The 4,375-nt window shown below is 67.6% G+C and carries 5 protein-coding genes; all 5 read right to left on the bottom strand.

Annotated elements, in window-relative coordinates; translation table 11 throughout:
* Positions 1 to 1,401 (bottom strand): glutamine-hydrolyzing GMP synthase (guaA, locus tag RMO30_RS12310; protein WP_309713943.1); only part of this gene is annotated, 1,401 nt, incomplete at its 3' end.
* Complete coding sequence (locus RMO30_RS12305) at positions 1,398 to 1,832, bottom strand: DUF3817 domain-containing protein (RefSeq protein ID WP_309713940.1); 435 nt, start codon at positions 1,830 to 1,832, stop codon at positions 1,398 to 1,400. The genes guaA and RMO30_RS12305, both read right to left, overlap by 4 nt.
* A gap of 9 nt (positions 1,833 to 1,841) precedes the next feature.
* Positions 1,842 to 2,594 carry an SURF1 family protein gene (locus RMO30_RS12300; RefSeq protein WP_309713938.1) on the bottom strand — a complete coding sequence of 251 codons (753 nt, stop codon included), beginning with the start codon at positions 2,592 to 2,594 and terminating at the stop codon, positions 1,842 to 1,844.
* Positions 2,591 to 3,958 carry a cation:proton antiporter gene (locus RMO30_RS12295; RefSeq protein WP_309713935.1) on the bottom strand — a complete coding sequence of 456 codons (1,368 nt, stop codon included), beginning with the start codon at positions 3,956 to 3,958 and terminating at the stop codon, positions 2,591 to 2,593. The genes RMO30_RS12300 and RMO30_RS12295 overlap by 4 nt, the downstream gene beginning before the upstream one ends.
* A gap of 1 nt (position 3,959) precedes the next feature.
* Positions 3,960 to 4,375 (bottom strand): TrkA C-terminal domain-containing protein (locus RMO30_RS12290; protein WP_309713931.1); only part of this gene is annotated, 416 nt, incomplete at its 5' end.

Here is a 4,375-nt window from a genome sequence, read left to right as displayed (position 1 = left end):
GATCCCGAGTCCTGGCCCCGGAAACGGCTGACGCTGCACGATCTCTGCCGGCAGCCCGAGTTCACGGCCGATGGCCCGAACCTCGTCCTTGAAGAGGGTGCGCAGCGGTTCGACGAGGTCGAACTGGAGGTCGTCGGGCAGCCCGCCGACGTTGTGGTGGCTCTTGATGTTGGCGGTGCCCGAACCGCCGCCCGATTCGACGACATCCGGATACAGGGTGCCCTGAACCAGGAACCGGATCGGCTCCCCATCCGCGGCCGCTTCGGCGACCAGGTCGCGCTCCGCCGCTTCGAAGGTGCGGATGAACTCGCGCCCGATGATCTTGCGCTTGGTTTCGGGGTCGCTCACCCCGGCGAGCGCCGCGAGGAACTGTTCGCGGGCATCCACCGTCACCAGCCGGATGCCGGTTGCCGCGACGTAGTCGGTCTCCACCTGCTCGCGCTCCCCCGCTCGCAGCAGCCCGTGGTCGACGAAAACGCACACCAACTGATCGCCGACGGCTTCGTGCACGATCGCCGCGGCGACCGCCGAGTCGACCCCGCCGGAGAGCGCCGCGAGCACCCGCGCGCTGCCGACCTGTTCACGGATGCGCGCCACCTGTTCGGCGATGACGTTGCCGCTGTTCCAGTCACCCGGGATGCCGGCCGCCTTGTGCAGGAAATTCTCGAGCACCGCCTGCCCGTGGGCGGAGTGTTTCACCTCGGGATGCCACTGCACCCCGTACAACTTGCGGGCGTCGCTCGCGAAGGCGGCGACCGGGGTGACGTCCGACGAGGCGAGCACGTCGAACCCCTCGGGCGCGCGCACCACCGAGTCGCCGTGCGACATCCATGCGGTCTGCTCGTCGGGTTGACCCTCCAGGAACACTCCCGGCGAACCGGTGAGCTTTACTTGCGTCGAGCCGTACTCGCGACCACCGGTGGGGGCCACCTCGCCGCCGAGCTGCTGCGCCATGATCTGGAAGCCGTAGCAAATACCCATCACGGGCACTCCGAGCTCGAGGATGCCGGGGTCGAGCGTCGGGGCGCCCTCCTCGTACACGCTCGACGGGCCGACCCGCCGCACCTGGGTCGAGCCGTACTCGCGCCCGCCGGTCGGGGCGACCTCGCCGCCGAGTTGCTGCGCCATGATCTGGAATCCGTAACAGATGCCGAGCACCGGGATGCCAAGTTCGAGCACGCCCGGGTCGAGCGTCGGCGCGCCCTCCTCGTAGACACTCGATGGACCACCGGAGAGAACGATGCCCGCCGGGTCCATCGCGCGCACCTCGTCGGCGGTGATGGTGTGCGGAACGATCTCGCTGTAGACGTTCGCCTCGCGCACTCGCCGCGCGATCAGCTGCGCGTACTGCGCCCCGAAGTCGACGACGAGAACGGGTCGTTGAGAGCCTTGCGAACTCACGCAGGTACCTCCGAGGGGGCTTCAACCTTGGCGAGTTCGGCACGCACCCACCGCGGCACCGAGAACTCGAAGAAGAACGACAGCAGCGGGATGATGCCGCCGAGCGCGATGAACAGGAACCGCCCGAACGACCACCGCGCGAACCGCCACAGCAGGAAGTTGAGGGCCAGGTAGACGACGTACAGCCAGCCGTGCGTCGTGAGGATGACGAGCGACACGTTGAGCGATCCCCGCTCTTCAATCAGCTCGCGCGGGGTGAGCCCGAAGCCGTAGGCATCCGAGTACTCGATGTCGACCAGCAACCCGTAGCGGGCCACCATCATCACGACGAGCAGCAGCAGGAAGACGCCGGTGACGATCGCCGAAACGCGGAACAGCTTCAGCACGAGGCGGATGCGGGGGACGTCGTCGGGGCGAGGTCCGAGGGGCATGCCCTCAGTCTACGGAGCCGCCAACTCCTCGGCACGCTCCACGGCATCCCGAACCAGGCGGTACCAGAGGTAGATCGCGAAGCCCGCGAACAGCACCCACTCGATCGCGTAGAACACGTTGAGCAGGTTGAGCGTCACCTCGCGTTCGGGGGCATCGGCCCGGATCACGCCGAGCCCGTCGACAGGCTCCGCGAGCACGAGATAGCCCGCATACACCGGCCCGGGATCCGCCCAGAGGTTGATCAATTCGGGAACGGCGAGGGCGCTGCGCTCCCCGTTCTCGAAGTCGGAGGACTGCGGCTCCTCGCTCGGCAGGTATCGCCCGACCCACTCGGCTCGTTCCGGCTTGAGCGAGAGGGGCTGGATCGAGGTCGGCGTGGTTCCGATGGCGACGGCCAGCGAGACGCCCTCGTCCGTCACGAGGTGCCCGACCAGCCACATCGTCCTCGAGCCCTGACCGTCGCCGCGATCGCTCAGAAGCACGAACTCGCCGCGCACGAACTCGCCCTCAACGGTGACGGTGCGGCCCTGCTGGGCATCCGTCATCCCGCTGCCCGGCTCGGCGATCTGTTCGAGCGGCACCGCGGTCTCGGTGTCGATCTCGATGACCTGCACGTTCTCGATGCTGCGGTCGAGTTGCCATTGCCCGAGCGCCGCGAACGCCGCCGCGATCCCGAGCGACAGCAGCAGGGCGGCGATCCAGCGCGGTGTGCGGGCCGTCGCCCAAAACCGCGCCGACAGGGATGACGGGGTGCCGCTCAATACTCCGGATCCCTCTCGCGCTGAGGCGTCGTCTCGTCGTCGGTGGTCGGCTGCGGCTCGACCATCTCGCCGGCCGCGATTTCGATGGCGGGCTCGTCGTCGTCAATCCCACCGGCCATCGCGAGCTCGGCGAGCGCGAACTCCCGGTCGCGTTCCACGTCGATCTTGCGGGCGCGACGCGCGGCCGGTCCGAGGGAGCCGAGTCGTTCGGAGTTGACCGCGAGCACCGGGCCGATGATCGCCATCGAGAGCACGTAGAGGCCGGCGAACGGCGTCAGTCTCGGATCAAGCCCGGCAGCGGCGGCGAGCGTCGCCAGGATGAGGGTGAACTCGCCGCGGTTGTGCAGCATCGTCGACACGTTGAGCCCCTGCGCCGGGGTGAGGCCGTTCAGCCGGGCGATCAACTGGCCGCCGGCGGTGTTGACGACGAGAGTCATGACGACCGCGACGGCGACCGGAACGACGACATCCCCAAAGGTCGACGGATCGAGTGCGAGCCCGAAGTTGAGAAAGAAGAATGCCGCGAACACGTCACGCAGCGGCAGGGTGAGCGCTTCGATTCGGGCCTTGTGGCGGGTGGCGCCGAGCACCAGGCCGATCAGGAACGCGCCGATCGCGTCCGACACCCCGAGCACCTCGCCCAGCCCGCCGAACCCGAGCGCGAGACCGAAGAACGCGATCGTGAACAGCTCGTCGTCGCGGGTGCCGACGAGTCGCGAGATCAGTCGGCCCCCGAACCGCGCGATCGTGAACATCGCGATCAGGAAGGCGAACGCCACGCTCAGTTGCACGACGATCGGCCACACCTCGGTTTCGCCGCTCAGCACGACCGAAACGATCGCGAGGTACACCGCGATGAAGACATCCTCGACGACCGCGATGCCGAGCACGACCGGGGTCTCCTGGTTCGCCAGACGCCGCAACTCGATGAGCAGTTTCGTGATGATCGCGCTCGACGACATCGCCGTCATCCCCGCGATGATGAGCGCTTCCCGGGCACCCCAGCCGACCAGCCAGCCGAACGCAAAGCCGGTGCCCATGTTGATCGCAATGCGCGTGCCGCCCGAGATGAGCAGACGCTTGGCGTTGCCGAAGAACTCCTCGGTGTCGAACTCGAGACCGAGCGAGAACAGCAGAAAGATCAGCCCGAACACCGCGATGAGCTCGACGTCGGCGGGCTCGAAGTTGAGGAACGGAATCCACTCGAAGTTCGGGCTCGCGATGAGCCCGACGATCATGTAGATCGGAATCGCCGGCAAGCCGATGCGCTTGCCGAGACGTCCGAGGCCGTAGGCGAGAACGAAGAGAACGCCGAGCGTGATGAGTTCGACGCCCAGCCCGTCTGAAGGCACGGCCAGGTGCATGTCAGCCTCCGGGTGGCGCGGAGTGCTCCGCCGGGGCCTTGGTGAACTCCCCCGTGCGGAAGAACTGGAACGCCTTCGCCACCTTCTCGGGGGCGCCTGCCACGACGAGCGTGTCGCCCGGGAAGACCTTGAAATCGTCGTCGGGCGCCGGGTTCGTCGAATCGCCGCGCACGACGGCGACGACGGTGACTCCGGGCAGCCCCTTACTCGTCAGCGAGCCGAGCTGTTGCCCCGCGATGTGGTGGTCGTAGTCGACAGCGAACCAGTCGATGCTCAGCCCCGGAATTTGGTCCAGGCCCGAGAGCGACTCGGTGATGCGCGTGCCACCGAGCAGCTCCGCGAGCGTGTGGGCTTCGTCTTCGTCGAGCCGCAACGACACCTTGCGGCTGTCGCCGTCTTCGGCATCCGCGAAGGTGA

The organism is Pseudolysinimonas sp. (assembly GCF_031389465.1).
Taxonomy (GTDB): Bacteria; Actinomycetota; Actinomycetes; order Actinomycetales; family Microbacteriaceae; genus Pseudolysinimonas_A.
This window is presented reverse-complemented; position numbering and strand designations above follow the sequence as displayed.

Bases quoted from the DNA above. Each gene is read 5' to 3' on its own strand.
- RMO30_RS12305 (WP_309713940.1), bottom strand. From the start codon at position 1,832: ATGCCCCTCGGACCTCGCCCCGACGACGTCCCCCGCATCCGCCTCGTG.
- RMO30_RS12295 (WP_309713935.1), bottom strand. From the start codon at position 3,958: ATGCACCTGGCCGTGCCTTCAGACGGGCTGGGCGTCGAACTCATCACG.